The 25,713-nt window shown below is 58.0% G+C and carries 21 protein-coding genes and 1 tRNA gene; 11 read left to right on the top strand and 11 right to left on the bottom strand.

Annotation, left to right across the window (positions count from 1 at the left end; all coding sequences use genetic code 11):
- Positions 1-31 precede the first annotated feature (31 nt).
- From ACA059_RS18440 to ACA059_RS18405, 8 genes are all read left to right on the top strand, one after another.
- On the top strand, positions 32-1,195 hold the full coding sequence (locus ACA059_RS18440) for a thiolase C-terminal domain-containing protein (protein WP_497630434.1): 1,164 nt from the start codon (positions 32-34) through the stop codon (positions 1,193-1,195).
- Between the two features lie 67 nt (positions 1,196-1,262).
- Positions 1,263-3,101, top strand: a complete 1,839-nt coding sequence (locus tag ACA059_RS18435) for a DUF1302 domain-containing protein (protein WP_201181963.1) — start codon at positions 1,263-1,265, stop codon at positions 3,099-3,101.
- Between the two features lie 31 nt (positions 3,102-3,132).
- Complete coding sequence (locus ACA059_RS18430; protein ID WP_497630433.1) at positions 3,133-4,494, top strand: DUF1329 domain-containing protein; 1,362 nt, start codon at positions 3,133-3,135, stop codon at positions 4,492-4,494.
- An 80-nt stretch (positions 4,495-4,574) separates the two neighbouring features.
- The gene (locus tag ACA059_RS18425; RefSeq protein ID WP_497630432.1) at positions 4,575-5,651 is read left to right on the top strand and encodes a YCF48-related protein; all 1,077 of its coding nucleotides are present in this window, start codon (positions 4,575-4,577) and stop codon (positions 5,649-5,651) included.
- Between the two features lie 36 nt (positions 5,652-5,687).
- Entirely contained in the window at positions 5,688-8,123 is a 2,436-nt protein-coding gene (locus tag ACA059_RS18420) for an efflux RND transporter permease subunit (protein ID WP_497630431.1), read from the top strand.
- Positions 8,124-8,150: 27 nt separating this feature from the next.
- Complete coding sequence (locus tag ACA059_RS18415) at positions 8,151-8,633, top strand: hypothetical protein (protein WP_497630430.1); 483 nt, start codon at positions 8,151-8,153, stop codon at positions 8,631-8,633.
- A gap of 26 nt (positions 8,634-8,659) precedes the next feature.
- Complete coding sequence (locus ACA059_RS18410) at positions 8,660-9,055, top strand: cupin domain-containing protein (RefSeq protein WP_497630429.1); 396 nt, start codon at positions 8,660-8,662, stop codon at positions 9,053-9,055.
- The gene (locus ACA059_RS18405) at positions 9,052-10,452 is read left to right on the top strand and encodes a DUF1254 domain-containing protein (RefSeq protein ID WP_497630428.1); all 1,401 of its coding nucleotides are present in this window, start codon (positions 9,052-9,054) and stop codon (positions 10,450-10,452) included. The genes ACA059_RS18410 and ACA059_RS18405 overlap by 4 nt, the downstream gene beginning before the upstream one ends.
- 69 nt (positions 10,453-10,521) lie before the next feature.
- Here the strand turns inward: ACA059_RS18405 and ACA059_RS18400 are convergent, their stop codons facing one another.
- Complete coding sequence (locus ACA059_RS18400) at positions 10,522-11,790, bottom strand: anaerobic sulfatase maturase (protein WP_497630427.1); 1,269 nt, start codon at positions 11,788-11,790, stop codon at positions 10,522-10,524.
- 329 nt (positions 11,791-12,119) lie between these two features.
- On the opposite strand from ACA059_RS18400, the gene ACA059_RS18395 reads away from it, so the two are divergent.
- A complete protein-coding gene (locus tag ACA059_RS18395) occupies positions 12,120-12,671 on the top strand; it encodes a DUF2889 domain-containing protein (protein ID WP_497630426.1) in 552 nt (183 codons plus the stop codon).
- A 74-nt stretch (positions 12,672-12,745) separates the two neighbouring features.
- Here the strand turns inward: ACA059_RS18395 and ACA059_RS18390 are convergent, their stop codons facing one another.
- The 9 genes from ACA059_RS18390 to ACA059_RS18350 form a co-directional block, all read right to left on the bottom strand.
- Positions 12,746-15,109, bottom strand: coding sequence for an arylsulfatase (locus ACA059_RS18390; RefSeq protein ID WP_497630425.1), 2,364 nt, complete (start codon positions 15,107-15,109; stop codon positions 12,746-12,748).
- Positions 15,110-15,187: 78 nt separating this feature from the next.
- Positions 15,188-15,664, bottom strand: a complete 477-nt coding sequence (locus tag ACA059_RS18385) for a 2,4'-dihydroxyacetophenone dioxygenase family protein (RefSeq protein WP_140894319.1) — start codon at positions 15,662-15,664, stop codon at positions 15,188-15,190.
- A 26-nt stretch (positions 15,665-15,690) separates the two neighbouring features.
- Positions 15,691-16,089, bottom strand: a complete 399-nt coding sequence (locus tag ACA059_RS18380; protein ID WP_497630424.1) for a hypothetical protein — start codon at positions 16,087-16,089, stop codon at positions 15,691-15,693.
- A gap of 13 nt (positions 16,090-16,102) precedes the next feature.
- Complete coding sequence (locus tag ACA059_RS18375; RefSeq protein ID WP_497630423.1) at positions 16,103-16,897, bottom strand: SDR family NAD(P)-dependent oxidoreductase; 795 nt, start codon at positions 16,895-16,897, stop codon at positions 16,103-16,105.
- A gap of 59 nt (positions 16,898-16,956) precedes the next feature.
- Positions 16,957-18,195, bottom strand: a complete 1,239-nt coding sequence (locus ACA059_RS18370) for a thiolase family protein (protein ID WP_497630422.1) — start codon at positions 18,193-18,195, stop codon at positions 16,957-16,959.
- Positions 18,196-18,266: 71 nt separating this feature from the next.
- Complete coding sequence (locus ACA059_RS18365) at positions 18,267-19,823, bottom strand: AMP-binding protein (protein ID WP_497630421.1); 1,557 nt, start codon at positions 19,821-19,823, stop codon at positions 18,267-18,269.
- A 19-nt stretch (positions 19,824-19,842) separates the two neighbouring features.
- Positions 19,843-20,976, bottom strand: coding sequence for a saccharopine dehydrogenase family protein (locus ACA059_RS18360; RefSeq protein WP_497630420.1), 1,134 nt, complete (start codon positions 20,974-20,976; stop codon positions 19,843-19,845).
- Positions 20,977-21,024: 48 nt separating this feature from the next.
- Complete coding sequence (locus tag ACA059_RS18355) at positions 21,025-22,308, bottom strand: acyl-CoA dehydrogenase family protein (RefSeq protein WP_497630419.1); 1,284 nt, start codon at positions 22,306-22,308, stop codon at positions 21,025-21,027.
- Between the two features lie 973 nt (positions 22,309-23,281).
- Positions 23,282-23,369, bottom strand: a tRNA-Ser gene (locus ACA059_RS18350).
- A gap of 123 nt (positions 23,370-23,492) precedes the next feature.
- On the opposite strand from ACA059_RS18350, the gene ACA059_RS18345 reads away from it, so the two are divergent.
- Complete coding sequence (locus ACA059_RS18345) at positions 23,493-24,164, top strand: Bax inhibitor-1/YccA family protein (RefSeq protein ID WP_223432534.1); 672 nt, start codon at positions 23,493-23,495, stop codon at positions 24,162-24,164.
- A 65-nt stretch (positions 24,165-24,229) separates the two neighbouring features.
- On the opposite strand, the gene ACA059_RS18340 is transcribed toward ACA059_RS18345, so the two are convergent.
- Positions 24,230-24,667 carry an Lrp/AsnC family transcriptional regulator gene (locus ACA059_RS18340; RefSeq protein ID WP_497630418.1) on the bottom strand — a complete coding sequence of 146 codons (438 nt, stop codon included), beginning with the start codon at positions 24,665-24,667 and terminating at the stop codon, positions 24,230-24,232.
- Positions 24,668-24,802: 135 nt separating this feature from the next.
- On the opposite strand from ACA059_RS18340, the gene ACA059_RS18335 reads away from it, so the two are divergent.
- Complete coding sequence (locus tag ACA059_RS18335) at positions 24,803-25,699, top strand: DMT family transporter (RefSeq protein WP_497630417.1); 897 nt, start codon at positions 24,803-24,805, stop codon at positions 25,697-25,699.
- Positions 25,700-25,713 lie beyond the last annotated feature (14 nt).

Genomic DNA, 25,713 nt, shown 5'->3' with positions numbered 1-25,713 from the left:
GCTGCATATCGGACGGCGAGGAGCAAGGGTTATGGCTGAGAAAGTGCTGATCGCCGGGGCCGGTATGACACCGTTCATCCCGTTGGGGAGTTGCGACAGCCATGCCGCATTGGCAGGTCAGGCCATCCGTTCGGCACTGGATGATGCGCGAATCGACTACGACTTGGTGGACCAGGTGTTTACCTCGTGCGTACACGGTGACGCCGGTGTCGCAGAGCAGATGTTGTCCCGGATTGGTTATTCGGGCGTCCCGGTCTTCAGTCTCAGCGATGGGTGCGCAGCTGCCAGCAGCGCCTTTCAGCTGGCCCGTCATAGCGTGATTTGCGGTGAGGCCGAGTGTGTATTGGTCGTGGGTGTCGAGTGCATGCCCGCACGGATTTCCAATCGTGAGTTTTTTGGACTGAAGGATCCCGTTCGCGATGACTTCGCAAGGGACCTGCGCGCCAGGGATCCGGTTGTCTTCCTCGAGCGCCGACAGCAGCCGGCCGCACTTTTTGCGGCGCAAACCAGTTGGTTATTGACCCGTATGGGTGTCTCCGAGAGCAGCTTCGATCAGGTGCTCAACCGGGCGTGGGCCCAGGCCTCGGTCAATCCCAACGCCTTATTGAATCGCCGTCCGGATCGCGATGGCTGGCTGCCGCCTTACTTGTCCCCGCCGGCCAGCGGTGCGGCGGCGGTGCTGATCTGCTCACCGGCCTTTGCCCTGCGTTTCGGCGCCCGGGCTGGCGTCACGGTACTGGCCAGTGCCCGTGGCAGTGACAGCACCTCGGAACAGGAGGGCGGCTGTGTGCTCGATGTGCTGGGACGAGCGACCACACGGCGAGTAGCGCAGCAGGCCTATCAACTGGCCGGGTTGGGCGCAGAAGACATCGATGTGGTTGAGCTGCATGACCAGAGCGTCGGTGACTTCATGGTCAACAGCGCTGCCCTGGGTTTTTGCCAGGAGGACGAGATCGAGCGCTTTGTGCAACTCGGTCACCGATTGAAAGGCCAGGCGAACGCGATCTGCCCGTCAGGCGGTTTGCTCGGACGTGGGCACGCCCCGGGTGCCACCGGATTGGCGCAACTGGTCGAGCTGGTCTGGCAACTGCGCGGCATGGCCCAGGGCAGGCAAATTCCGGGAGCCCGTACGGCGCTTCAGCACAGCACCGCCCTGGGACGGGCTGTGTCGATCACCCTTTTGCAGCGCACCTGAGAGGAGGCTCAGTGAACTGCATGCAACAGATGACATTTCGTAAACCATAGAGCAGGTGGCAAGTTAGATGAACAAAAACAATAAGATCTGCCATGCAAACCTCCGCATGGGATTGCTGACTTCAGCCATCCTGGCGGGCCTGGGCATCACACCGGCACAGGCACTGGAAATTGACACGGGGAACGAAGACCTGTCGGTTCGCTTCGACAACACGGTGAAGCTCAACTACGCCCAGCGTGTGGAAGCCGCCAACAGTAAGTTGGCTAATTCCTGGAACAACAATGACGGAGATCGCAACTTCTCTTCTGGCAGTCCGGTCTCTCAGCGCGTGGATGTACTGTCCGAGCTGGATGTGGTTTACAAGCAGAAGGCCGGCTTTCGCGTCAGCGCCAACACCTGGTACGACCATGCCTACGACGATGTCGGCAGTGACAATGCGTCGACCAACCAACTCAACAACGGTCGACCGGATTCTCGGCACCTGAGTGGTTACGCCGATCGTTACTACAACGGTCCTTCTTCCGAAATTCTCGATGCCTTCGTCTTTGGCAGTACGGAAGTCGGTGATGAATCGCTGCTCAGTGGCAAGGCAGGCAAGCACACCCTCTACTGGGGTGAGAGCCTCCTGGCCTTTGCCCATGGCAACAGTTACGGGCAGTCCGGTCTCGATCTTTCCAAGTTTTTGGCGGTGCCGGGAACAGAAGCCAAAGAGCTGTTCATTCCGCGCAATCAGTTGTCCACCAGTTTCACGCTCAACCCGGAACTGACCGTCGGCGCGCAATACTTCCTGGATTGGGATGCCGCACGTCTACCGGAGTCGGGCACCTACCTGGGGTTCAACGACGGCATCCAGAGTGGCGGGCACAACCTGTCGCTGATTGGCGGGCAGAATCCGTTCTTCGGTACCCCCGGGCCACTGGGCGCCAACCAGTTCCTGCGGCTTTCCAATGGGCATACCTACACCCCGGACAAGCTCGGCGACTTTGGTTTGATGGCCAAGTGGAGCCCGGAGTGGCTGCAAGGCACGCTGGGTTTCTACTACCGCAAAACCTCCGACATTCTGCCCAACGTTGTGTTGCGGCCAACGGCTGTCGGGCCCGCACAACTGATCTCCGGGAATGCCGGCAGCTACAACCAGTTCTATGTCGATGACATCGATATCTACGGCATCAGCCTGTCGAAGAACATCGAAGGGGTCAGCGTCGGCCTCGACGTCAACTACCGCCACAACATGGCATTGGCCAGCGTACCGGCAACCGTCAGCCCGGCGGCGGGTGCGGCCGGTTTGCCAGGATTCATCAGCAGTTTTGACGGTGACAACGCAGTAGCCCGAGGCAACACCGTGCATGCGGTGCTCAACGGCTTGACCACCTTCGGTGCAACGCCTGTGTGGGACAGCTCGTCCCTGTTGGTTGAGCTCGCTTACAGCCGCTGGCTGGATGTGACTGAAAACGAACAGCTGTTCAAGGGTGAGAGCTGGTACCGCGGCACCGACAAGGTCAGCAAGGACAACTACGTCCTGGGCATCAACTTCAACCCGACCTGGTACCAGGTGTTCCCCGGCATCGATATGTACATGCCGCTCACCTACAACGTCGGCCTCAAAGGCGATTCCGCGGTGCAGTTGGGTGGTAACGAAGGCGCAGGCAACTACTCGGTCGGCGTCGGCATGGATGTTCACAACCAGTACCGCTTTGACCTGAAGTACGTGGACAACTTCGGCGGGATCGACACCTGCAATGCGGCGGGCGCCGCGACGGCCGGTGGCGTGCAAGGACAAGGTGCCGCGCCGGGCGCCAATGGCCAATACAACTGCACCCCCGGCCAACCGACCGCTTTTGCCGGCACCTTCGCTCAGCTCAGCGATCGCGGCATGGTCACCCTCACTTTTAAAACGACCTTCTGACCGAAGCGTGCCTCATCACAGGAGACAATCGATGAAATTTGCCAAATCCATACTGGCCAGCACCTTGGTGTTGGCAATCACAGGGACTGCCCATGCGGCGGTGTCCCAGGACGAAGCCGCGAAGCTTGGTACCAGTCTGACTGCCGTCGGCGCCGAAAAGGCCGGCAACGCTGATGGCAGCATTCCTGCCTACTCAGGTGGACTGACCAGCAACCCGGCCTCTTTCCAGGCCGGCAGTTCCTTTCGCCCCGATCCTTTCGAAAGCGACAAACCACGCGCCGTGATTACGGGCAAGAATGCCAACGATTTCGCCGGCAAACTGACCGCCACCACTCAAGAGTTGCTCAAGCGTTACCCGACATTCAGGGTCGATGTGTTCCCTACCCATCGCAGCGTTGCGCTGCCGCAGCGGTTGCTGGATAACACCGCGAAAAACGCGGTCGGCACCAAGACCCTGGAGGGCGGTGTAGCGCTGGAGAACGCGCTGCCGGGCGTGCCGTTCCCGATCCCCAAAGACGGCAATGAAGCCATGTGGAACCACCTGCTGCGGTATCAGGGGTACGCCACCAATTTCAAATACGATTCCTGGAACGTCGACGGGTCCGGCAAGGCGATTCTGGCCACGACCGGTAACGCTTATCTCGAATACCCGCTCTACGATCCGAAACGTACGGAGCCGGCGAAAGAGACCGATCTGTTCTTCAAGACCAAACTCTATTACCAGGCCCCGGCCCGACGCGCCGGTGAAGCCATCTTGGTACAGGATGCGGTCAATCCGCTGAAAATGGAGCGTCGGGGCTGGCAATATCTGCCCGGTCAGCGCCGGATCAAACTTGCACCTGACATCGCTTATGACACGCCAAACCCAGGTTCTGCCGGCGCTTCAACCTATGACGATGCCTGGGTGTTCAACGGCGCAATGGATCGCTACGACTTCAAACTGGTCGGCAAGAAGGAAATGGTCATTCCTTACAACACCTACAAGCTGAACTATCACAAGGAAGCGGCCGACATCACCACGCCGAACCACGTCAACCCTGACCTGATGCGCTGGGAGTTGCACCGCGTATGGGTGGTGGAAGCCACGTTGAAACCGGGCAAGCGCCACATCTACAGCAAGCGCACCTTCTACCTCGACGAGGATAGCTGGATCGCGCTGGCTTCCGATGAATACGACGCCAGCGGAAAGCTGTACCGCGGATCCTTTGCACACCTGGCTTACAGCTATGACGTGCAGGCGCCGAACTCGGACAACCACATGATTTATGACTTCGTTTCCGGTAGCTACAACATCACCGGCGTCTATGGCCCGTATGGCGGCGTCAAGTACATCGACCCGCTTTCGAAAGCGCAGTGGGCACCTGAGTCATTGGCTGGTACAGGCATTCGCTAAGCCGCCATACCCAGGTGTTTTTTTGTCGCCGGCAGTGTTTCTCGCACTGTTCGGCGGCTTTTTTTGCCCGAGTAAACGTCATGAATACATTCCGATGGGCCGTGCTCTCTGCACTGGTCGTGGCACTGGCTATGCCGTTCACCCGTCACGTCATCGCTGCGGAGTTTGTCGACACCCTGTCGAGCCCGGCGATTCAGAGTGAAAAGGCCCTTCAGGGCATGTTCACCGGTCTGGCCAGTGCGGGTCAGCGACTGATCGCCGTGGGCCAGCGAGGCCATATTTTTTATTCCGACGATGCTGGGATTCACTGGCATCAGGCGCAAGTGCCGGTCAGCTCGGATCTGGTGGCCGTGCAGTTCCCGAGCCCGACGCAGGGCTGGGCCGTCGGTCACGACGGCGTTGTGCTGCACAGCGACGACAGCGGCGAAACCTGGAGCCGTCAGTTCGATGGCCGTCAGGTCGGGCAAGTCATGCTCAAACACTATCAGCGCCAGCAGGCGCAACAGCCGGATGACACCGCGAGTGCTTTGTTAGTGGGTGAAGCCCAACGAATGATTGATGAAGGGGCTGACAAACCCTTTCTGGATGTATGGTTCGCTGATGAAAAGGTCGGCTACATCGTCGGCGCGTTCAACCTGATATTCCGCACCGAAGACGGCGGCCGGAACTGGGTTCCGTTGATGGACCGTACCGACAATCCGGGAGCGCTTAATTTCTATGGCATACGCGCGATCGGCAATGATCTGTTCATTGTCGGCGAGCAAGGTCTGGTGTTGAAACTGGACCCGGCCCCGCAACGCTTCGTCAGCGTCCCGACACCCTACAGCGGCAGCTATTTCGGCATCACCGGCAAGCCGGGCGTCGTGATTGTGTTTGGTCTACGCGGCAACGTGTACCGCAGCGTCGATGACGGTGCGAACTGGAACAAGGTCGAACCGGGCTTATCTCTGAGCATCACTGCCGGTACCGTCACGCCAGACGGCCGAATCATCCTGGTCAGCCAGGCCGGCCATGTACTGGTCAGCGTTGATGACGGCGCAAGCTTTACCCAGCAATCACAAAACCGACCGGCCCCGGTTGCTGCAGCACTGGCTGCCGGGCCGGGTTCGCTGGTGGTCGCGGGTGCCCAGGGGTTGCGTCAGTTGCCCTTCGAATAAGCCCACTTCACATAATAAAAAGAGACGAGCCTTCTCATGGGTAACTACAACCTCGATACGATGCCGGTGATCCGAGAGCTCAAGGGCTTCGATGCACGCTCCGGCAACTTTCTGGAACGCCTGATCTTCAATAACCGCCTGCTGGTGGTGCTGACCTGCCTGATCGTGACCGTGCTGCTGAGCTATTTCGCGGCCACCCGGCTGACGCTCAACGCCAGCTTCGAAAAGATGATTCCGCAGAGCCAGCCGTACATCAAAAATTACCTTGAAAACCGCCAGTCATTGCGAGGTTTGGGCAATACGGTTCGGGTGGTCGTTGAAAATACTGAAGGCGATATCTACGACCCGAAATACCTTGAGGTACTCAAGCAGGTCAATGACGCGCTGTTCCTGACGCCGGGCGTGGATCGGGCCTGGATGAAGTCGCTCTGGACGCCGGCCGTGCGCTGGACCGAGGTTACGGAGGAGGGCTTCCGAGGCGGCCCGGTCATGCCGGATTCCTATGACGGCTCGGCCAGCGGCGTCGAGCAACTGCGGCTGAACATCGCCCGCTCCGGCATCATCGGCAGCCTGGTCGGCAACAACTTCAAGTCGAGCATGATCTTTGTGCCGCTGCTGGAGAAAGACCCGGTCACGGGCCAGGCGATCGACTATCACCATTTCTCGCGCATGCTCGAAGAGCAGTTGCGCGACAAATTCGAGTTTGCCGACAGCGCAGTGGTACATAAGGCAGGCGAGGAGGGCAAAGGCCCGATCAAAATCCGCGTCATTGGCTTCGCCAAACTGGTGGGCGACCTGATCGATGGATTGATGCTGATCATGATGTACTTCGGCGCCGCAGCGCTGATTGCCACTGCCATTATTTACTTGTTCACCCGTTGCGTTCGCAGTACCGCGTTAGTCATTTTGTGCTCGGTCATCGCCGTGGCCTGGCAACTCGGGCTGGTCACGTTGTTTGGCTACGCGCTCGACCCGTTTTCGATTCTGGTGCCGTTTCTGGTGTTCGCCATCGGCGTGTCCCACGGCGCACAGAAAATGAACGGGATCATGCAGGACGTCGGGCGTGGTACTCACCAGTTGATCGCCGCGCGCTACACCTTCCGCCGTTTGTTCCTCGCCGGGCTCACGGCGTTGCTGGCCGATGCCGTGGGTTTTGCGGTGCTGATGCTGATCGACATTCCGGTGATCCAGGATTTGGCGGTCACCGCGAGCATTGGTGTAGCGGTATTGATCTTCACCAATCTGGTGCTGCTGCCGGTGTTGCTGTCCTACTGCGGCGTCAGTCCCAAGGCTGCGGCGCGGACCCTGCGTCAGGAAAGCCTGGAATTGAAAGGCAAGGGGCTGGGCAATCTCTGGAGCCTGCTCGACCGCTTTACCGAACGTCGCTGGGCGACGGTGGCGGTGGTGGTTGCCGGGCTGCTGGCGGTGGGTGGCTTCGTGGTCAGTACACATTTGAAGATCGGCGATCTCGACCCCGGGGCACCGGAGCTGCGTGCGGACTCGCGTTACAACCGTGATAACGCCTACATCACCGACAACTACTCGCTATCCAGCGACCAGTTCGCGGTCATGGTCAAAACCGCCAGCGAAGGCTGCCTGAAATACGAAACCCTGGTGGAAGCCGATCGCCTGGGCTGGTTGTTGCAGCAACAACCCGGCGTACAAACCACCGTGTCGCTGGTCAATGCCGTGCGGCAGATCACCGCCGGTTCCTACGAAGGCAACCCGAAGTGGCTGACCATTGCGCGCAACCAGAACGTGCTGAACTACGGCGCGCAACAGGCCTCGGTGAACAACCCGGAGCTGTTCGACAATGACTGCTCGATGATGCCGGTGATTGCGTATCTGTCGGATCACAAGGCCGAGACGCTCGATCACGTGGTGAAGGTGGCGGATCAGTTCGCTCGGGAACACAGCAACGACGATCGTCAGTTCATGCTCGCGGCCGGCAGCGCCGGGATTGAGGCCGCGACCAACATCGTTGTGCGCGAGGCCAACCGCACCATGCTGTTCTACGTGTATGGCGCGGTGATCGTGCTGTGTTTCATCACCTTCCGCAGTTGGCGCGCGGTGATCGTGGCGGTGGTGCCGTTGATGCTGACCTCGATTCTCTGCGAAGCGTTGATGGTCTGGCTGGGGATGGGCGTCAAGGTTGCCACCTTGCCGGTGATCGCCCTCGGTGTGGGGATTGGCGTGGACTACGCGCTGTACCTGCTCAGCGTGCAACTGGCCCAGCAACGCGCCGGTCTGTCGTTGACCGAGGCGTACAAAAACTCCGTCGCGTTTACCGGGAAAGTGGTGGCACTGGTGGGCATCACCCTGGCGGCAGGTGTGATCACCTGGGCCTGGTCGCCGATCAAGTTCCAGGCCGACATGGGCATTCTGCTCACGTTCATGTTCATCTGGAACATGATCGGTGCGTTGGTGTTGATTCCGGCGCTGTCGCACTTCCTGCTTAGACGTACGCATTAAAGCAAAGCCAAAAGAGGAGAAAACAAGATGAATAACGTGGCTAATCCGGCGTGGGTCAGAGAATTGTATGAGAGCGAAATTTTTGGTGAAAAACTTGCGCTAGAACTTATCAAGTTGGCAAAAAGCAAACGCGACGAATACCACTTTGGCACGTTGCTTCAACTGGAAACCGAAACAAAGGCGCGCCTGCGTCCGTTCTTGGTGAAATACGGCATATCCCTGAGCGAGAACATCGATCAAGGTGATATCGAGTCCATCGTCAGCGCGTATCAGGCGACCCATAACCTTCAGGAATTTTCCGCTGTCATCAAGCCCGCAGTGGAAGCGTTCCTGTCGCGCTTTGAAGAAATAGCCCGCATTTGCCCTGAAGAAGACCGCGATGTCGCCGAATCCATGGTCCGCCACGAGTCCGCGATCCTGAAATGGCTGGCCATGGAAAGCGAAGGTCAATCAGAAGGGTCTCTGGATGAAATGATCGGGGAGTTGCGCTTTCCCTTGCCCAAACCTTGAAGAATAAATAGAACAAAGGACCTTCCATGATTACCTACTCACCTTCAAATAAAAATGATGAGCTCGTTTACATCGGTTCACCTGAGGACTTAGGCGCAAAAACGTTGTCTGGCTGCGAAATAAAACTGTATGCCCGTGTGGACTTCGGCGGCGGAGATTCGCCATTGACCATGGGCTTATTCGAAGTAACGAAAGGCAGCTTCAGTTTTACTTATCCATTTAGCGAACTGGCAACGCTCATTGAGGGTGAACTTGAAATCACCGATGAATCCGGCAATAGCGTTACCTATAAAGGTGGCGATGGCCGTAGCTGGTTTATCAGCAAAGGAGCAACCGTTATCTGGCATGTAAAGTCAGCAACGGCGCGCAAGAGCTTCTTCTCGGCAACCACGGATATCGATAAGAAGGGGGCACATCAATGACTCGTACCCGGCTGAAAGTTATAGCGTGCGCAGCAGCATTTCTGGTGGGCCTTCCGACAGTCCAGGCCCAAGCGGGTGTGAGCCCTGAAGAAGCACGGGCCATCGCCAAGGAAGCCTACATCTACGGCTACCCAATGGTAGACAACTACCGCATTCAACATGGGTATTTCGTGGATCAACAGAATCCAGAGTACAAAGGTCCCTGGAACCAGATTCACAACACGCCTCGCGTCTATACCCCCGCTGACAAGGCCGTCCAGACGCCCAACTCTGATACGCCGTATTCATGGGCGGGCCTTGATCTGCGTGCTGAACCCGTCGTCCTCACGATGCCCACCATCGAGAAAGGGCGCTACTTCAGTGTCCAGCTCACTGATATCTACACCTTCAATTCCGACTATATCGGCAGCCGCACCACCGGCAATGAGGGCGGTAGTTTCCTGATTGTCGGGCCGAACTGGAAAGGTGATACACCCAAAGGCATTAAAAAGGTCTTTCGTGCTGAAACAGACCTGACGCTCGCCATCTATCGCACGCAATTGTTCAGTCCAGGCGATATCGAGGACGTAAAGAAGGTTCAGGCCGGCTACACCGTGCAGACACTTTCGGCGTTCCTGGGACGCGTCCCGGTGAAAGCCGCGCCACCCATTGATTTCGTCAAGCCACTCAGTCGTGAGGCGCAAAAAAACTCCCTGCAGTTGTTCAGTACGCTGAACTTTCTGCTGCAGTTTTGCCCAACCGATCCTTCTGAAAAAGAACTGATGGCTCGCTTTGCCAAGATTGGTATCGGCGCCGGAAAAGACTTCGACCCAGCCAAACTCAGCCCTGAGATGAAAACCGCCATCGAACAAGGCATGGCCGATGCCTGGGATGCCTTTGCCGGTGGCGTCAAGCAGCTGAATGAGGGAACGCTGACATCGGGCGATATTCTCGGTTCGCGCGAGGCCATGAAGAACAACTACCTGAACCGCATGCTCGGGACGATTGGTATCTATGGCGCCTCCAGGCAAGAGGCGATGTATCCGTTCTACCGTGTCGATGCCGACAAGCAGAAACTCGATGGAAGCAAGCGTTACAGCCTGCGCTTCGCGCCTGATCAGCTACCACCCGTCAATGCGTTCTGGTCGCTGACAATGTATGAACTGCCGGGGAGCTGGCTGGTCGACAATCCTTTGAATCGTTACCTGATCAACTCGCCGATGCTGCCCCAGCTCAAGCGCGATGCGGACGGTGGCGTGACGTTGTTGATCCAGCACGAATCCCCAGGCAAGGACCAGGAGGCCAACTGGGTGCCTGCGCCAGAGGGGCCGTTTGCCATGTACATGCGTTTGTATTGGCCAAAAGAGTTGGCGTTGTCAGGTCAATGGACTGCACCTGCGTTGGAACATGTGAATTAATCCGGCAGCTAAGAAAAAAGAAGCCCGGCAGCGCATGGCGTGCCGGGCTATTTGTTTTTGTGTGTTCTGTTATTTGCCCAGAGGCACGATCAGTGGACCGTCGAAGGCCTGCATGATCAGTGATGCCGGTTGCTTGTGGCTGACTAACTGGGCCATAGCGTTCATATAAGGCGTCAAATGGCGGAAGTATTTCTTGTAGCTCGGGCACAGGTAGTTCAGGCCGGGTTCGCCGTTGGGCGCCGTCATGAAGCGGTTCTTCGGGCACTCGCCATGGCAGGCGAAACGGTAGTCGCATTCCAGGCACATGGCCGGCAGGGTCTCTTCCTTGGCCGCCCCAAAGGCCTGTTGGGCGGGGGAGGCGAGTAGGGTGGCGGGATCATCGGTCTGGATATTGCCCAAGCGGTAATCCGGGTACATGAAGTGGTCGCAGGAGTACACACTGCCGTCATGCTCGACGATCGCGGCCTTGCCGCAACGCGGACTGAACAGGCACACCGAGGGTGGGAGCTGGCACCACGAGGCCAGCGCCCATTCGAAGTTCATGACATGAACTTCGCCGACGTCGTGGCGTACCCACTCATCAAAAATGGCAATCAGAAAGTCGCCATAGGCCCCGGGCTCGACACTTTGTTCCGTGACGACTGCGGGCTCCGGTAATGCATGCAGGCGCAATTCCGGCGGCACGGCAAAATGCAGGCCCTGACTGACTTGCGCCGAGTCGGGCTGGCGTTCCACTACCGGATTGAACTGGATATGCCGAACCCCTTCCGCCTTGAGAAAACGATAGATCTCCAAGGGGTAACGGGCCACCTCACGGGCGACAGTGACCAGCACATTGAAGTCGACGTTGTATCGCTTGAGCAGCCCGATACCGCGCATGACGTCGTCGAAACTGGAGCGGCCGCGTTTGTCGGGCCGATACAGATCATGGACGTGGCGGGGGCCATCGAGGCTGATACCGACCATGAAATGTTCGCGGGCGAGGAACGCACACCAGTCATCACTGAGTAAGGTGCCATTGGTTTGCAGGGTGTTGCGAATGATCTTGTCACCGGCGAACTGACGTTGGTAAGCGATCGCACGCTGGAAAAAATCCAGACCCAGCAGCGTCGGCTCGCCCCCTTGCCAGGTGAATTCGACTTCGGGTGTGTGTTGGGCGGCGATATAGCGCTGCACATACAGGCGCAGCACATCGTCGCTCATGCTGAAGCGCTCCCGTGGCGGGTAGAGCTGCTCTTTTTCCAGGTAAAAGCAGTAGCTGCAATCAAGGTTGCAAATTGGCCCGACAGGCTTGGCCATGAGGTGCAGGCCCTGGGCCGAAGTTTCTTGGGTAGGCATGGTTGGCAAGCCGCTTGCGCACCGCTTAGCAGATCGCTGCGGTTCCAACGCCAGAGGCTAGGGGAAGAATGCTTCTTAGCCGCCCCCCATGGCTGGGGGGCAATCGTGGTGTTTGTCGGTAGTTAGAGGTTCAGAAAAGTGCTGCACCCTCCCTTGCTCGGGTGGGGCCTGCATCAATGAAGTGATGCAGCATGTATTCCAGAGCGACCTGCTTTTTGGCGGCTGAGGCCGCCTTGCGTGGACCTGTTTCGTCGGGCCATGGGTTTCTGTTAAAGGCAGGAAATGGTGCAGCCGGCGCAACCTGCGTTCTTCACTAACAGGAGTGAAACATGACCACCGATGTAGATGAAAAGGGGCGCCGACTGATTCACCAGCGTGAGGTCCAGTGCCTGGGTTATCTGCGGACAGATGGCCTGTGGGATATCGAAGGGCGACTGGCCGATAGCAAGACTCATCCGGTAACCCTGGCTGAAGGGCGCGAGCTGGCGACGGGGCAGACCTATCACGGCATGTTCATCCGCTTGACCCTGGATGATGACTTTATTGTGCGCGAAGTGCAGGTCGACATGGCCCAGGTGCCTACCAGCGAGTGTCGTGGCGCTGTACCGGCTTACAACAAACTGTTGGGGGAACGCATTGGTGTGGGCTTTTCTCGGCGGATCAAGGAGCTGTTCGGCGGGATTGGTGGCTGCGTGCATCTGACAGAACTGCTGCTGCCCATCGCCACCACGGCGTTTCAGACCATCCCTATGGGGCGCGCCATGGTTGCGCCACGCAACGCTGCCGATACGGAGGCTTACCAACGCGTCACCGGTAGACTGCTCAATACCTGTCACGCCTTGCGCGAAGACAGTCCCATCGCGGTGTTGCTGGGAAAATAGGTTGTCACGCAATTTCCCCATCACCTCAGAAACAAGAAAGCCCGCACGGGGCGGGCTTTCTTGGGATATCACGATCAAGGCAGGTAGGTCACGTGTACATCATTGACCTTGCCGTTGAAGGCGAACGGTGCACGGTCGAAGTAATCGAGGGTGACGGGTGATCCCAGGTCTTCAGCCACGTCGAAGGTCTCGCTGGCCGTGAACGTCAGTGGCGGGGTAAAGGACGTTACGCCACTGGCGACTTCCTGCCCGTCGAGACGCACGCTCAGATTGGCCGGTGCGCCGGATTTGGCTGACGACATGGCGGTGAGCACTTCGATACTGACTTTGCCGGCGGGTACTCGTTCGGCCGAGCGTAGCTTCGTTCGGGAGACGGCCAGCGCGTTGTACTCGTAGACCAGGAAACCATCATCCATGTACAAACTGACCCCGCCGCCAATACCGCCCAGTGCATACAGCACTCCGGTGGCATTGGCCGGTATCTCGGCGTCTACCACGACCGTGTTGTTCTGGCTGCGCAGGTTGGGCGCGGCGAACTCAGGAAAGCGCTGGATGCGGTCACTGAAATGCCATTCGTGCTCAGTGGTCGAGATCCGTGCGGCTGGATTGAGGAAGGGATAAAGGCCCGCGCCGATAGGATAGACGTGGTTAGCCTTGGCCTGGACATCGAACTCAGCCTTTAGCTCCGCCAGTTTTTCTGGATTGCTGGCGGCCAGGTCCTTCGCTTGCGAGTAGTCGTTCTGCAGGTTGTAAAGCGACCATTGATCCTTCGCCGGGTCCCAGCCCGTAAACTGGGCAAAACCTTGCACCCAGGGTTTGCGCGGGCCGAACACCGAGGCCATCCAGCCATCCTTGTAGACGCCACGGCTGCCGAATACTTCGAAGTATTGCGCAGGCTTCTTCGACTTTACCTGAGCATCGTTAAAGGTGTAACGCATGCTGACGCCGTCTATTGGGTCCTGAGCGATACCGTTGACCTCTTCCGGAGGCGTGATGGACAGCACGTCGTAAACGGTCGGGGCGATGTCGTTGACATGGTGGAATTGTCCGCGAACCTTGGCATCTGCCTTGATCTGCTTCGGCCAGGATACGGCCAGCGGCGTGCGGGTGCCGCCAAAGTAGCCGGCGACCAGTTTGGTGCCTACAAATGGCCCCGAGCCTGCCCAGGCCCAGGCGGCGTTGTACATGTTTTCAAGTTTGGGACCACCGAGCGCAGACAAGCCGCCATACATCTCGTTGAGAATTTTGAGCTGTTGCTCCTTGGGCACCGGAATACCGTTCTGGGCCAGCAATTCGTTGATCGTACCCTCCATCCCCTCGGCAGACGCGCCGATGTCGCTCTGCACATAGAAGATCAAGGTGTTGTCGTGTTTACCTTCGCGTTCCAGCTCGTCAAGAATTTTGCCAGCCTGGGTGTCGGCATGTTCCAGGAAACCGGCATACACCTCCATCAAACGGGCCTGGTACTGCTTCTGTTCGGCCGACAAACTATCCCATGCAGGCAGCTCCGCTGGGCGCGGGGTCTGTACCGCGTCCTGAGGAATGAAACCCATGGCTTTCTGGCGAGCAAACGTCTGCTCGCGATAGACGTCCCAGCCACCGTCGAACTTGCCCTTGTACTTGTCCGCCCACTGCGCGTTCACTTGGTGCGGGCCGTGTACGGCGCCGGGGGTCCAGTAGAGGAAAAACGGTTTGTTCGGCGCGTAGGTCTGTTGGTCCTGCAGCCAGTTCACGGCCTGATTCGCCAGGTCTTCGCTGAGGTGATATTTCGGGTCTCGCGCCGGTTCGATCGGCGTGGTGTCGCGGTACAGGCGCGGTTCGTACTGGGATGTTTCGCCCGCCAGAAAACCGTAGAAGTGCTCGAAGCCATAGGCGGTTGGCCAGGTATCGAAAGGACCGGCTGCCGTGGTGTCCATGGGCGGGGTGTTATGCCATTTGCCGAACGCCGCCGAGCTGTAGCCATATTGTTTGAGCACCTCGGCCATGGTCGCCGAGCTTTTCGGGATTTTGCCGGTGTAGCCATCCCAATCGGTCGCCAATTCGGCGATGACGCCATTGCCGACTCGATGGTGGTTGCGCCCGGTCAACAACGCGGCGCGTGTGGCGGAGCTGATCGCGGCGGTATGGAAGGCGTTGTAGCGCACGCCGCTGTCGGCGACCCGGCTCAGGGTCGGCGTGTGTATGGCGCCGCCGACAGTATCTGACTGCGCGAAGCCGACGTCATCGAGCATGATGACCAGGATGTTTGGCGCGTCAGCCGGCAGGTGCGATTGCTGCTGACGTTTTTGGTGTTTGGATTCTTGCAACGTCGGTTTGGCGTCACTGGCCGTAGGCGTGGGCGGGAAGGGCAGTGACTCTTGTGCGACAGTGACCGAGCTGGCCAGCAGGGCGCAGAGTTTCAGGGTGAAACGTCCGCAAAAGTGGAGTTTCTGGGGCATGGGGCCTCCATTCGAAAGCGTTTTGGTGGTCAGCGCAGCAGCCCGGACGTTTGCCGGGCTACTGCGATGCGCCAGATCTCAGACGGAGAAGCTGGTGATGTCTTTGGGCTCGATGTCATTGGCCTGACAGAAATCCAGATAGCGTTGCACGCTGGACTTCCAGTTCTCGATTGCGAAGAGATTGTCGTTCTCGTCGAAATACAACAGGTCACCCTGGGTGATGTTCAGGGTGATGATTTCATCGCCATATTCAGGCAGCGCGATCGGGGTATGGCTGGTACCTGCGGTTTCGAACACCACGCCGCCTTGCTTTGAAATCCAGTCGTGTTCCAGGTATTTCCAGCCGCCCTTGATGGTGTAGACGATCACGGTGCCGGAGTGATGATGCTTGGGGAGCACGGTGCCCGCCGGGGCCTTGAGCAGGGTGATGGTCTCGCCGCGAATGGGGTCGCATCTCAGGTATTTGATGAACACCTCATCGCTGTAGGGCGCGAACGGTACCCACGGCAGGTCTTCGTCATTGATGGCGCTGGTATCGATGTTTTCGTAAAACATACTTGTTGTTCTCTTGTTGGTTGGATTCACTGAAAGCGAGTAACCACGGCGTACCGAGTGCTGCTCAAATAGCGCCAGAACAGCCAGGCAAAAAGAATGTCGCCCGATGCCAATACCGGCAGCGGCCAGGGAATGCTGCCCGCCAGCCAGTGGCCACAAATAACCGCGACCACCAGGACCTTCAGGAGCACCCCGAGCACAATGTAGGGGCGATAACGAACCGGATCGCGGCTGATCATCCAGTAGGCCCAGCCAAACATGACCACCAGGGCCATGGTGATTTGCATGAACAAGGCAGATGTCGGGGTGACTTCCAGCCCCATCAAGTCGGCGGCCGGACGCATGGCTACCAGAAAGGGCAGACCTGCAAGTACGTTGAAAAAAGCGGCGGACTTGAACAGCGCGTTGGTATAAGTGTTTTGCATGGTGTGGCTTCCCTTAACCCAGCAGTTTGAGCAGCGTCGGATAACGGTTGGGAAACAGCCGGCTCAACCAGAACACAGTGCTCGACTTGTGCCCGGTCATGATGCGTTTGGAGCCTTTGCGCAGGCCCTTGATGATGTCGGCGGCACACTCGTCAGCCGGGGTCTGCAGCATGGCGGCAGCCTGGGCGACGAATTTGCTTTCTTCCAGGCCGGCAGCCTTGCAACGCCGACCAGACTTTTCGATGTTGGTCTTGATGCCACCGGGATGAACACACACCGCACGGACACCGGTTTTATCCAGTTCCGACCACAGACATTCGGTCAGGCCACGAATGGCGAATTTCGACATGTTGTAGGCGCTTTGCATCGGATACCCCAGCAACCCGAAAATACTGGAGATGTTGACGACGCAGCCTTCGCGCTGCTCGAGCATCATCGGCAGGAACGCCTTGGTGCCATACAGTACGCCCCACAGGTTGATACCCAGTTGCCACTCGAACTCTTCAATCGAAGTGTTGGCAACCGTGCCGATGACGGTCGCCCCCGCGTTGTTGATGACAAAATGTGCGGTGCCGAAATCCCGTTTGACCTCATCGGCGTGGGCTTGAAATGCCTCCCACGACGCCACGTCCAACAGGTAACCCTTAACCTGGCTGCTGGCGGGCAGCCGCTTCAAGGTTTCGTCCAGCCCGACGCGATTGATGTCGGACAGCGCCAGGCGCGCGCCGGCTTCGGCCATTTGAATCGCCAGTTCCCGGCCAATACCGGAACCCGCGCCGGTAATGACCACCACTTTGTTTTTGAACATGTCTTTATCCTTCTTGTTTTGATGTGCCGCTCGCCTTGGTCAGTCGCAAGGCGAGGTACTTATTTGCTCAAGATGTGAATGGCAACGGCAGCTTCTTCGATGCCCTGCAACCCACCACCGTTTTCCTGAATGGCATGACGGGCACCTTCCACCTGACGCTTGCCGGCCTCACCACGCAACTGCGTGACCAGCTCACAGAGCTGGCCAATCCCGGTGGCGCCGAGTGGATGACCTTTGGATTCGAGACCGCCTGAGGTGTTGACCGGGATTCGCCCACCGAGCGTGAAGTCGCCGCGTTCGGCGGCAGGGCCGCCCATGCCAAGCTCGACCAGTCGCAGATTTTCGACCTGGATGATTTCACCCATCGCCGAGGCGTCATGGACTTCGGCGACATCGATGTCCTCCGGCCCCAGGCCTGCGATGTCGTAAGCGTGATCAGCCGCCAGGCGTGCGATGTTCAGCTCAGGTTGATCGAGGCGGCGATGGCTGAAACTGCGAATCACGCTGGCCGACACCTTGATGCAGCGATTGCGGTCGGCGCCGATGCGTTTGAGGCCTTCCTCGGTGCACAGGATCGCCGCTGCGGCACCGTCTGAAAGCGGGGCGCACATCGGCAACGTGATCGGATAGGTGATGGGTGGTGCGGCGAGAATTTCGTCGATGGTGAACGGCTTGCGAAACTGCGAAAACGGGTTGTGCACCGAGTGGGTGTGATTCTTCGCCGAGACTGCAGCGATCTGCCGCTGCGTGGTGCCGTAGGTTTTCATGTGGTAGCGGCACATGGCGGCATAGATCGCCATGAACCTGCTGTACGGTTTGTCCGACTCCGAACCCTCGGGGATTTCGACGCCTTCACCCATTTTCACCAGGTTTTGATAGTTTTCCTCGACACGCGAAACGTCCCAGCCCCCTTCGAAAATCTGGAACGCCTTCAGTTTGTCGGGGATGTTCATTTTTTCTGCGCCCAAGGCCAGCGCGACATCAGTCGTGCCAGCCTGAAGGCTTTGCACGGCGAGGTTGAACGCTGAGCTGCCCGATGCGCAGGCATTTTCAACGTTGTAGACCGGTATGCCCTCAATGCCGATTTTGCTGAACACCACTTGGCCGGGAATCGAAATCTGCCCTTGTAACGGGCCGTTGGTCATGCCGGCATAAAAGGCGACGCCCAGATCCTTGCGGCTGCAATTGGCATCTTTCAGAGCGCCTTCCAGCGCTTCACCCGCGAGGTCGTCGAGGCTGCGTTCCAGATGACGACCAAAGACCGTCATCGCAATGCCGGCGATGTAAATGGTGCTCATGAAACTCTCCTGATATGGCGCCGCGTGAACGCGGCACCGCACTGCGATTGTTCGAGTGAATGGTCGCCGGTTCAGATCTGGCGTTGCTGGCCATCCCAATAGCGCGCGCGCAGATCTTTCTTCAGCACTTTGCCCACAGGACTGCGCGGCAGGCTGTCGATGAAATCCACTGACTTGGGCGCCATGACACTTCCCAGTCGGGACTTGCACAGATCAATGAGTTCTTGCGACGTGGCGCTCTGACCGGGGTTGAGTTCCACCACAGCCTTGACCGCTTCGCCCCATTTTTCGTCGGGCACACCGATGACTGCACAGTCCTGGACCGCCGGATGGCTCCACAGCACTTGCTCGACTTCGCTGGGATACACGTTGAAGCCGCCGGTGATGATCATGTCCTTCTTGCGATCGGTCAGGTGCAGGTAGCCTTCGTCGTCGATATGACCGATGTCGCCGGTGTGCAACCAGTCGCCGACAATGGTTTGGGCGGTCACTTGCGGCTGTTTGTAGTAACCCTTCATGACCAGGTCGCCCTGCACGCAGATTTCACCGGTTTCACCGCGGGCAAGAATCTGCCCGGCATCGTTCATCACTTCGACCCGGATCAGCGGATTAGGCCGCCCGACCGAGGACAGGCGACTGTCACTGGCGAGTTCTCCGTTAACCAGATGCTCGTCGGGACGCAGGTACGAAATGCTGGCGGGGGCCTCGGTCTGGCCGTAGCCGCCAGCCATGATCGGACCGAAGACGGCGATGGCTTTTTTCAGCTTCTCGACGGACATCGGTGCAGCGCCGTACAGTAGGAATCTGACCGAAGACAGGTCGACAGTTTCTATGCCGGGGATTTCCAGCAGTTTGTAAATCACCGTCGGTGGCAGGAAAAATTCGCTGACCTTATGTTGCGAAATGGATGCCAGCATCAGCGCCGGATCAGGCTTCGGGAGGACGACCACCGTGCCACCTTGCGCCGTGCAGGGAACCGCCAGCAGCCCTGCGGTGTGGGTCATTGGCGCGGCGGCCATGTTCACCGGCTTAAGCCCGTCGCGATAAGCACAAGCCAACATAAAATGAGCAATGAATGTTTGCGCACTGCGGTGCGTATTCATCACGCCTTTCGGCTTGCCGGTGGTGCCTCCAGTGGGCGAGAGCATGACCACGTCGTCCATGTCATAGGCGACTTCCGGCCGCGTCGAGGGCTGACCCGCCGTCCAGGTTTCAAGCGACGGCGTATCGCCGTCGGTGGCGTCGATGCAGATCCAGTGTTTGATCTTCGGCAATGCAGGGCGAATGTCGGCCATCACCGACGCGAAGTCGTGCTGGTAGAACATCACGTCACAATCGAACGCGTCGAGAATGTCGGTGTTTTCCTGAACCGCATTGCGCCCGTTGACCGGAATCCAAGTCATGTTCGCGCGCCACAGTCCCAGAGTGCAGGCCCAGGCCGTCACATCATTGCCGGCCCAGATCGCGCCTTTGGTTTCTTTCGGCAGATCCAGTGCCAGCAGCGCGTTGGCGATACGGCAGGACAGCTCGCCGATTTCATTAAAGGTAAAAACACGCTCGCCCTGGATGTAGGCGATGGCGGCCGGATCAATGCGCCAGCCGCGGTCATAAAAATCGATAATAGCCATTTGAGTTCCTGTGCCCGGGTCAGAGCTGGGTAACGCTGGCGCGAGCCAGACCACGTTCTTCGAGGAAGCCCAGCAGGTAGCGATGACCAAAGGCTTTGGAGCCGGAAGCGAAGCCGACCTTGTTGGTTTCACCGTCGATCAGCTTGATGGCTGCGGCAACCTGCAGGGCACCGGTGGCGATGTAAGCGGTGGTGCCATGAACGGTGGCACGCACGGAGGAGAGTTGACCGCGGCCGATGGCGGTATCGACCATGCGCGTGATGGTGGTGCGCTCACGCGGCGGCATCACTGGAGTGGTCGACTGGACCATTTGATGGATGATGGCGTCCTGCTGCTCCGGTGACAGGTATTTGTATTCCGATTCCCACTTCTGGCCCACGGCATGCACCATCTGCATGACGTTGTTGTCGTAGAAACCGACGCAGGACACGCAGGAACGTACCCGTGGATCATTTTCGAAATACACCGGCAACGATGTACCGCCCCATGGCAAAGCGAAGACCGGGCTCAGGAAGTCAGGTGACGCGATGTTGAAGGAGGTGCCCATCGGGTGCGGTACGAGCTTCTTTTCCCATAGGTAACATTGTTCGGCGCGGAGCAGTTCGAAGATCGATGCAGTCGAGCCAACGGTGACACCGGCGGCGCCGCCACGAGGGCCGCGGCACAGGGTCGAGGTTTCCAACGCGTCGATACCTGGGTGTTCCAGGGTCAGTTCGGCGGCGATTTCCGCGTAGGTGTACATGTAGGACAGCGAGGGTGAAACCACCAGGCCGGCCTGGGCATACAGCTCGCCGAACTGATCACGCACGTTGCGCATGTATTCTTGTTCGCCGGTGGTATCGAGGTGATGGCAACCCGCCTTAAGCGCTGCTTCAACGGCAGTCAGACCGAATTTAACGAACGGCCCGACGGTGTTGCAGACGACTTTGGCGCCTTTGAAGGCCTGGGTCAGTGCCTCGACGTTGTGGTCCGCTTCAATGATCTCGTAGGTGGCCGACTCAAGGCGCACCACACGTTGCGCCATCATTTCCTGGGTACGCGCGGCATTGCGAGCAACGGCGGTGAACGGAATGTTTTGGTCAATCAACCAGTCCATTGTCAGCATGCCGGTGTAGCCGCTGGCGCCATAAACAACTACAGGGTATTTAGCCATTTCGTGTGATCTCTTGTTTTTAGAGTGTTGCTGGATGGGCTGCCGGGGTCAGTTCTGTGACCAGCCTTCGGCATAAAGCTGTTGGCACAACAAGCCAACGCGCGTGGTGATGATGTAGTTCTCACCGTCCTCGATCAGCGCCGAACGGGCGTCTCGGAAGAGTTTTTCAATCGGGTATTCACGGGAAGTGCCCGCGCCGCCGAACAACTGCAGGGCTTCGCTGACGACCTTCATGCACTCTTCAGTGACGGTGACCTTGGCCGAAGCGGTGGCGTAGGGATGGGTATGCGGTGAGAGGCGGGCATAGGCCAGCGAACGACGCGCGACACCCCGTGCCAACTCGACACGGCGCATCATGTCGCCCAGGCGATAGCGGGTCAGTTGATGGTCAATCAGCAACTGGCCACCTTGCTTGCGCTCATGGCAGTACTGAAGCGCCAGTTCAAAGGCTGAACGCGCGACACCGGTGAACACCTGCGACATATGCGTGCCAGCGTAGGACCAGGCAGATGATTGATTGCCGTAGTACTCATCTTGCAGGGCGATCGCAAAGCGCCGTGGCACCTTCACGTTGTCGAAATAAACCTCGCCTTGGGGCAATGATCGCTGGCCGATCTTGTCCAGTGGTTTTCCGCGTGAAACGCCTGGCAGATCGAGCGGGATAATCACCCCCAGGCCATGGGGCCGACCGTCGGCATCGAAGTAACCATTGCCATAGTCGGCAGCGATATAAGCCAGCGCGACTTGAGCCACCGCACCGTTGGAAACCCAGGCTGAGCACTGCCCATTGATGACGATGTCGTCGTTGCCGACTTTTGCGCAGAGATTGCCCTTGTTGCCGGTCTGATCCTTCGGCCATTCGCGCTTCATGTCGTACACCATGATGTCGCTGCCCTTGTCCGGATGAGTGATCATCCAGCAGCCAATCTTGCCGGTGCACAGCTCCACCAGTTCCTGGTTGCCGACGGCCATGGCCATCTGCAAGGGGAAGCTGGCCGCGGCCAACGAAATGCCCAGGCCGGCGTCACCCCAGCCCATTTCTTCGCCAATCAACGACTCAAGACGAATAGCGACATCGGGTTCGAATTGAGAAAAGAAATCGGGATCAAGCCCCAGTTTCGCGGCTTCCTGATAAACCGTCCAAAAGGGTGAGCCTGGCGCGCAAACATCGGCGGCGCTCATTTTGTCGAGCTCCTGGCCGATGGGGCGCAGTACGTTTTTGGCGAACTGATGCACGCTCTGTTGAATGGCGCGCTCGACTTCGCTAAGCGGTGTTTCAAAACCGGTCAGTCCAACATTGGGTAGTTTCAAGCTATCGTGTAATTTGATCATTGGGTCTTTCCTCGCGATCTACAGCTCATGTGGCCATGTGTTGAGCGCTTCAGCGCAGAGAAGCAAAACTCACCTCAGGCCTGAAGCAGATGTAACGGCTCGACTGGCATTCACTCGTAATGAGCTGCCCTGGTTTTATCCAAAGTTCGTTGAGCACTTGCGCGAGGAGGGGGATTGTCGCCAGCGATAAAATGACTGAGAGCATTATTATTGTTTTCATCTCGCCTACCTGTTTGTGCGTCGTGTTGGAGATTCCTGCGTCATCCGGGACGTTGAACTTCGCACGGCTGCGATTCCTTGGGGATACGTCTGCCGGGTAGGAAAATGACGTGATTTGACTTTTGAAACCCCCCCATTGGAGAGGGGGGAGCAGCAGGGGGGAGTGGGGTTGACCTACACTCTCGTCCTGCAAACAAGCTCAGGATCACGAGGTGTGGAAGGATTGTTTTGTCTGCTAGGCGCAGCCCAATGAACTCGTCCCTGATGTGGCTGGTGGGCGAGCTCACTCTGAGTCGCTATAGCGTCGATCTAATCTGCTGGTTATTCCTACGACGATCTGTAAGCAGGGTAGCTATTGAAACTGCAAAGACCGCTTTTGGCAGTGGATTCAGCCGGTCGATACAACAGATTGGCTAAATCTTTCAGCGGGCGTTTCGTAGTTTAGTGTTTTCCGAGGGCGAGTTGATTTTCGTGGATCTTGTACAGCAGGGGAGCAGGTCTGAATTTGGCATCGCGATTTATCCGAGGGAGATCGCAGCGCAACAGGGGTGAAACTTGAATGGGATAGATGGGTTTCAGTTCGGCAGGGCGCCGGGGGAGTGGGATGATCGAGGTGAATGATTGCCAGAAATTTCAGGGGGAGTTGCGGAAATAGCCCAAAAGATGCGGAAACGACTGATTCGACGGGGCTTCGAACCACCAAACCCCAGAAACGACAAAGCCCTGAATAATCAGGGCTTTGTCGGTACAAATATGGCGGAGGCGATGGGATTCGAACTCATGGACCTGTTACAGTCGACGGTTTTCAAGACCGTTGCCTTAAACCACTCGGCCACACCTCCGTTTGCGTTGCGGGCGCCATAATACCTGAATGAAACACACTGTCAAACTCTCTACGTAGCTTGTTACAGAGCGTCTGTTATGATCTTTGCGACTGAACGTTTCAAACCAACAGGAGTGTCGCCATGCGCGAACAGGATTACGCAGTTAATAACAGCGTGCAGGCTGAGCAGCTAGAGGTTAGCCGCGTCCTGCGCAACACTTACGGCTTACTCGCTCTCACCCTCGCATTCAGCGGCGTGATGGCGTTTGTCGCTCAGCAGATGCGTGTCGGCTACCCGAACATTTTCGTGGTGCTGATCGGTTTCTACGGCCTTTTCTTCCTCACCAACAAACTCCGTGATTCGGCCTGGGGCCTGGTGTCGGCATTTGCCCTGACCGGTTTCATGGGGTTCCTGCTCGGCCCGATCCTCAACCGTTACCTGGGCATGCAGGGCGGCGCCGAGGTGGTCAGTTCGGCCTTCGCGATGACTGCGCTGGTGTTCGGCGGTCTGTCGGCTTACGTGCTGATTACCCGCAAGGACATGAGCTTCCTGGGTGGTTTCATCACCGCAGGCTTCTTCGTGCTGCTGGGTGCGACGCTGGCGAGCCTGTTCTTCCAGATCAGCGGTCTGCAACTGGCGATTAGCGCAGGTTTCGTGCTGTTCTCCTCGGTCTGCATTCTGTTCCAGACCAGCGCCATCATTCATGGCGGCGAGCGCAACTACATCATGGCGACCATCAGCCTGTATGTATCGATCTACAACCTGTTCATCAGCTTGTTGCAGCTGTTCGGCATCATGAGCCGCGATGACTAATCGTCAGCCTTGAGGAAAAAACCCGCTTCGGCGGGTTTTTTCTTGCCTGCGATTTGAGTGAGAACTCATTCCATCGGTGGCAAGCGGCGCTTGACCGGGGTTTTCTTGACGATTGCAGTGTTGGTTTCGGCGTGGGTGTTGAGGCGGTCGAGCAGGGTGTCCAGTTGTTCCATCGAACGCACATGCAGGCGTGCGATGAAACAGTCGTCGCCGGTGACTTTGTCGCACTCGGTAAATTCGGGAATGGCCTGGATCTGCCGTTCCACTTCCTGCAACTGGCCTGGCAGCGGACGAATACGGACGATGGCTTGTAGTTGATAGCCAAAGCATTTGGGGTCGATCTCGACGGTGTAACCCTTGAGCACGCCACGCTCTTCGAGGCGGCGCAAACGCTCGGCGACGCTGGGCGAAGACAGGCCGCTGATCTGCGCCAGAGCCTTGAGCGAGCGGCGTGAATCTTCCATCAATGCCGTAATCAGCATTTGGTCGATATCGTCGGTCATGGCGAAACCCCTATTAGGCAATTAATTCAAACCGCCTTTATAAAAAAGGCAGATTTCGAGTTTAGCCTGCTTTTTGCGCTGGAGAAGCCCCCCGGCGGATTGGCATACTTTGGGCTCAAACACAGGAGTCTGATGATGGACAAAACAATACGTCATGGGTCATTCGAAATGACCGCCGCCATGCTGATTTCCGGGACCATCGGCTGGTTCGTGCTGGTGTCCGGGCAACCGGTGCTGGACGTAGTGTTCTGGCGTTGCGTGTTCGGCGCCGGCACGTTGTTGCTGATCTGCGCGGCATTCGGCTTCCTGCGCCCCGGCATTCTGACCCGCACCACGTTCTTGCTGGCCGTGCTCAGCGGCGTGGCGATTGTCGGCAACTGGGTGCTGTTGTTTGCTTCCTACTCCCGTGCCTCGATTGCCATCGGCACTGCGGTGTACAACGTTCAGCCGTTCATGTTGGTGGGGCTGGCTGCGTTATTCCTCAACGAGAAAATCACCCTGCAGAAACTGTTCTGGCTGGGCATTTCGTTTCTCGGGATGCTGGCAATTGTCAGCGCTCATGGTGGGCAGGGCGGGAGCGGTAATGATTATCTGGTGGGCATCGCTCTGGCGCTGGGGGCGGCATTCCTTTACGCGATTGCCGCGTTGATCATCAAACGCATGACCGGTACACCGCCGCATCTGATCGCGTTGATTCAGGTTCTCACCGGCGTGTTGTTACTCGCACCATTCGCGCACTATTCGGCGCTGCCGCAAGCACCGAGCGCGTGGGCCAGTCTGGTCACCCTGGGCATTGTCCACACCGGCGTGATGTACGTGTTGCTCTACGGCGCGATCCAAAAACTGCCGACGGCACTGACCGGCGCGCTGTCCTTCATCTACCCGATTGCGGCGATTTTCGTTGACTGGTTTGCCTTCGGCCATCGCCTGGAACCGCTGCAATGGATCGGTGTTGCCGCGATTCTGTTGGCCGCTGCCGGCATGCAACAGGGTTGGAGCCTGAAATTTCGTCGGACGGTGACGACGCAGTAAGCCGTAAAGAAACG

Source organism: Pseudomonas sp. LBUM1647, assembly GCF_059716175.1.
The sequence above is the reverse complement of the archived record's forward strand: the minus strand, read 5'-3'. Positions and strand labels throughout refer to the sequence as shown.